Here is a 4703-nt window from a genome sequence, read left to right as displayed (position 1 = left end):
GTGCCGCCCACCACCGCGGAGGGCATGTCCGACCGCATCTCCCGCATGCTGCGGCTGGCCTCCGACGAGGCCTCCGAGGTTCGTGCCCTGGCGCAGGCCGAGGCCGCGGAGATGGTGTCGATCGCGGAGCAGCAGGCCACCGAGATGCGTGGCAAGTACGAGTCGTTGCTGGCCGAAACCAAGGAAAAGCGCGAGGCGCTCGAGATCGAGTTCGAGCAGACCCTCGCCAACGCGCGCACCGAGTCCGCGAAGATCATCGAGGCCGCGCAGGCCGAGGCCGACCGCCTCGGCAAGGAGGCCGACGCCAAGCGCAAGGCGGCCCAGCAGGACTTCGAGGTCACCATGGCGGAGCGGCGCACCAAGCTCACCCGCGCCATGGAGGAGCTGGAGGCCACCAGCCGCGCCGAGGCCGCCCAGCGGATCAAGGACGCGACCGACGAGGCCAACCGCCTCATCACCTCCGCGACCCAGACCTCCGAGCGCAAGATCGCGCACGCGAAGGAACTGGCCGAGGAGATGCGCGTCCTGCGCGGCCGCGTGCTCGCCCAGCTGCTCGGCATCCGCGGCCAGCTCGACTCCGTGCCCGCGATGCTCGCCGCGGTCAACCGGGAAAGCGAACTGCTGGACGGCGTTCCGGACAACCGCAAGTCGATCGGCAACAACACCAAGCAGGTCGCCGGGTCCAGCCGCAAGGCCATCCCCGAGGTCGCGTCCGAGGAAGACGACATCGTCGATGAGGAGCGCGAGAACGCCGACATCAGCAACTAACGGGTCACGCGGCGACTAACGCAGTACCCCAACCGAATTCGAACCAAGGCCGTCCCTTTCCGGGGGCGGCCTTCCTAATTCCGGGGGTGCGGGCGGTGCTTACCCGGAATCCACTGCGCCAACCGAGTTTTCGGGATCGGAGGTCACAACGTCCAGGGCGGACATCGCCCGGCACGCCGAGAGCGCGGCGAAATGACCTGCTTCACAAGGCCATTGAGAGTGCCGCCGAACAACCGTCTCTCGCAAGGCTATTCGGCCAAGCATCGTGACGCGCAACGCCATCGACCCGCCCGAGCGTTCGGCCGCTCGGCGGCGCTCACGACCACCGGCGCGTAATCCCCCGCGTCCGCCGGCCGTTCCAGCAACCGCGATGCCAATGCCGCCGATCGTCCTCCCCGCCGTCCGCGGGCCACGCGACGATATGCGCCACGCCTTGCGCGATCTCGTGGTCACACCCCGGACACCGATAGACCTTCACCGCCCGGGCCCCCGGGATGGTGCGAACAACATAGGTCTCGTCACCGTCCGGCCCCGCCTCGGTCCGGCCGAAGACATCGCCGAGTGGCGCGCCGCCCGTCCGCGAGCGGCCCGTGTGACCGTCTGCGCGCGGTTTCCGACGAGGCATGCCGCCAGCCTATTACCCGGCCGACGGCGCCGTTCAGCCTGTCCGACCCGCACCGGCCGCCTCGGCTATTCGATGAACGACGACCGGCGGTCCGCCCCGGTTCGCCGAATCCCCAGGCACGTCGATCAGAACAGGCGGAACTCGGTGCTTTCGGTGCCGCGCAGGGCGTCGTAATCCAGTACGAGACAGCGGATTCCACGATCCTCGGCGAGCGTGCGGGCCTGCGGTTTGATCTGCTGTGCGGCGAAGACGCCGGCGACCGGGGCGAGCAGCGGATCACGGTTGAGCAGTTCGAGATAGCGGGTGAGCTGTTCGACACCGTCGATCTCACCGCGACGCTTGATCTCGACAGCGACCGTGGCGCCGTCGGCGTCGCGGCACAGCAGATCCACCGGACCGATCGCGGTCATGTACTCGCGCCGGATCAGCGTGTAGCCGGGGCCGAGGGTAGTGACGTGTTCGGCGAGCAGTACCTGAAGATGAGCCTCGACACCATCTTTCACCAGGCCCGGGTCGACACCGAGTTCATGCGACGAGTCGTGCTCGATGTCCTCGATGGTGATGCGGAGCTCCTCGCCCGCCTTGTTGGTGACGACCCAGAGCGCCTTCGCGCCCTCGGGGACCTCGGCGGCACCGCGCTCTTCCAGCCAGCACGGCGGGCTCATCCAGTTCAGCGGCTTGTACGAGCCTCCGTCGGAATGCACGAGGACCGAGCCGTCCGCTTTCACCATCAGCAGGCGGCGAGCCATCGCGAGATGGGCGGTGAGTCGCCCTACGTAGTCGACCTGACAGCGAGCAATCACTAGGCGCACCCAAGCACTCTAGGTGAACGGGCGACGGCCGTTGTCGTCAACCCGGCTGCAGTTGTCGGGTACCCGCGGTCAGCCGAAGAGCATGGCCGCGGCGAGCACCATGCTCGTGCCGAGCAGCGCCAGTTCCACCTTGGTGAACCGACGGGTGACCGGCGTCTTGGTTCGGATCATGCCGTAGCCCACAGCCGAGCCGATGCAGTAGGCCACCAGGTGCCCGACATTGGTGAAGGTCTGTCCGAGCAGCACTCCGGCGACCGCACCCGCGAACCACACTGCGCCCCAAGCGATCCGCCACCTGCTCGGCACAACGAACAACAGCGCCCCGATCAGTGCCATCGCGCCGTAGCTGATGCCGACGTCCTCGCTCCAGCGCACGCTCGCGGGCAGCCAGTCGAATTCGACCGCCACCCACAGTCCGGCGGCGACGAGCAGCGTCGCCCCGATGTGCCCGGCAAGAAATACGCGCACCATGTGCAGCGCGCCGAACCGCAGTTCCGCCAGGGCCAGCAGACAGGCCAGCAACGGCATGATCAGCCAGGCGGTGCCGACATCGCCGATCACCAGCGCACTCGACAGCAGCGTGACGACACGCCCCTGCAGGAGATTGTGCAGATTGGTGCTGGCGTGCAGCACCACCTTCGACTGTGCCGAATCGCTGAGCGCGGAGAAGATCGACGTGACGATGACCAGCGCGGCGAGGTATCCGACGGTCGCGGGCACCCTCGGTCGCCACCAGCGAGAACCGACGACCGCCGTCCGGTCGTCCGTGGTTGTCGCAATGGCCATGCACGCCTCCGTTTGTCCTGCTACGTCTCCATGATCGACGCCGGTGCCGGGCACGACCTGGGTATTCCCTGTGAATCTGTTGCGAAACTGATCGTCGGCGAACGGTATGAAGACGTCCGGACGGTGCCTTACTGTGCCACAACCAGTCGGTCACGGCAGGGTGAGACCACTTTACTGAGAGACAGCAACGGTTTCCGGTGTTCGTTCGGATCGGTCGAGCGGACTGCCCCACCTCCCGCGGCCGCGCGCTCGGATCACCCCTTCGCTGACCGGTGAAACGACGGGAACCACCAGTTGCAGCGACCCATGGTCTGCATCAGCGCGGGTATCAGGATGAGGCGGATCACCGCCGCCGGCCTCGCCCGCACCTCGAACAGCACCGTCAGCTCGAAGGCGGCGCCCGTCGCCAGCAGACTTATCACGATGGCCTTCAACGGCAGCAGCAGACTGCGCAGGACAAGGGTCAGCACCAAGAACATGATGACCAGCGCCGCACCGACGACCTACCACAGCTCGAGCGATATCTCGACGAGCAGATCGGTGACGAGCGCACCGCGACCAACACCGGTGGGCTTGGCGGTGCGGTGACGGGCGCGATCTCCGTATGGATCCGGTGCACCAGGTCGACCAGCGCCGGTGCATCCGGCGAGCATCGCGGGACGACCACGATAGCGGTGACGTCGGTGCCGTTGTCGAGCGTGGTCGCCGCGGCCACTGCGGGATCCGGTCGCAGGGCGGTCAGCAGGGCCCGGTATCCGGCTCCGCGGCCTCAGCCGGACGTCGCAGCACAATGAACGCCGCGCTCGCCAGTCCGGATGCTTCCCGGTCCAAGAGGTCCTGGCCGATACGGTCTGGCCTGCCTTCCATCGCGCGACGCTCCATGCAGATACCCAGCGTCATGCACGGCATCGGCGTCGCGGCGACAAGTAGACCAGCGGTGACCGCGATGGCATACGACCATGGGTGCCGCATCAGATGCTCGGCCCATCGAGCCAACTGTCCGGATTCTCCCGCCTCGCTTTCCGCTCGGGGGGTGTGCGCGTCGTCCACTGCGGCAGCCATTCGATGCGGATGGAAGAGGAACACAGGCGACGAGATTTCAAATCCCGCACTCTCTCTCTGGATCCGCACCGGCTTTAGGGCCCTAGAGGCGGTGCGGCTCCCGAGAGGGAGTGCGGGATTCCGTTATCTCGAGCTGCTGCGAGCCTGAGCGAGGGGTGACGCCCCCAGGTAGGCCTGGTGTCGCGCCGCCGGACGCGCTTCGGGTCGCTTGGTCGGGTGCTGTGTGCTGGATGGGTGCCCGGTCCTGTGCAGTTCGGGTCCGGACCCCTCGAGATCCGCACTCTCTCTCGGGAGGCGCACTGGCTTTAGTGCCCTAGAGGCGGTGCGGGGCCTGAGAGGGAGTGCGAGGTTTTGGGGTGGGACGACGAAAGCCCCCAGCGGGGGCTGGGGGCTTTCGTGAAGGATGTTCCGGCGGTGTCCTACTCTCCCACACCCTGTCGAGTGCAGTACCATCGGCGCTGGCAGGCTTAGCTTCCGGGTTCGGAATGGGACCGGGCGTTTCCCTGCCGCTATGGCCGCCGTAACTCTATGAAACTGTCACACACCTCATGTCCCAGGTTCACCAGAGGGATTGTTCAGGGGCCTGCGGCCCCTGAAACCCCACACCCTGACAAACAAGGGCGAGCCCCTGAACCCATCGACACGGGATA

The 4703-nt window shown here is 66.9% G+C and carries 6 protein-coding genes and 1 rRNA gene; 1 reads left to right on the top strand and 6 read right to left on the bottom strand.

Features of this window, described 5'->3' with window-relative positions; all coding sequences use genetic code 11:
• Window positions 1-768, top strand: a 768-nt coding sequence (locus ON39_RS06870) for a hypothetical protein (RefSeq protein WP_040732378.1), incomplete at its 5' end; no start/stop codon positions are given.
• 316 nt (window positions 769-1084) lie between these two features.
• On the opposite strand, the gene ON39_RS50415 is transcribed toward ON39_RS06870, so the two are convergent.
• The 6 genes from ON39_RS50415 to rrf all read right to left on the bottom strand — a co-directional run bounded on the left by ON39_RS50415 (window position 1085) and on the right by rrf (window position 4576).
• Window positions 1085-1393: an Rv1322 family protein gene (locus ON39_RS50415; protein WP_083894281.1), complete on the bottom strand. Its 309-nt coding sequence runs from the start codon at window positions 1391-1393 to the stop codon at window positions 1085-1087.
• Window positions 1394-1518: 125 nt separating this feature from the next.
• Window positions 1519-2205: an endonuclease NucS gene (gene nucS, locus ON39_RS06865; RefSeq protein WP_040732377.1), complete on the bottom strand. Its 687-nt coding sequence runs from the start codon at window positions 2203-2205 to the stop codon at window positions 1519-1521.
• Between the two features lie 69 nt (window positions 2206-2274).
• Window positions 2275-2991: a rhomboid-like protein gene (locus ON39_RS06860; RefSeq protein ID WP_051186367.1), complete on the bottom strand. Its 717-nt coding sequence runs from the start codon at window positions 2989-2991 to the stop codon at window positions 2275-2277.
• Window positions 2992-3245: 254 nt separating this feature from the next.
• Complete coding sequence (locus ON39_RS06855; RefSeq protein ID WP_146251203.1) at window positions 3246-3461, bottom strand: hypothetical protein; 216 nt, start codon at window positions 3459-3461, stop codon at window positions 3246-3248.
• Between the two features lie 268 nt (window positions 3462-3729).
• Window positions 3730-4041, bottom strand: coding sequence for a hypothetical protein (locus ON39_RS06850; protein ID WP_040732375.1), 312 nt, complete (start codon window positions 4039-4041; stop codon window positions 3730-3732).
• A gap of 418 nt (window positions 4042-4459) precedes the next feature.
• Window positions 4460-4576: ribosomal RNA gene (gene rrf, locus ON39_RS06845) — 5S ribosomal RNA — on the bottom strand.
• Window positions 4577-4703: the final 127 nt, after the last annotated feature.

Origin of the sequence: Nocardia tenerifensis NBRC 101015 (genome assembly GCF_000308715.1) — a bacterium.
GTDB classification, from domain to species: Bacteria; Actinomycetota; Actinomycetes; order Mycobacteriales; family Mycobacteriaceae; genus Nocardia; species Nocardia tenerifensis.
Note: the sequence above shows the minus strand (reverse complement) of the source record. Positions and strands in the feature narration are given on the sequence as shown.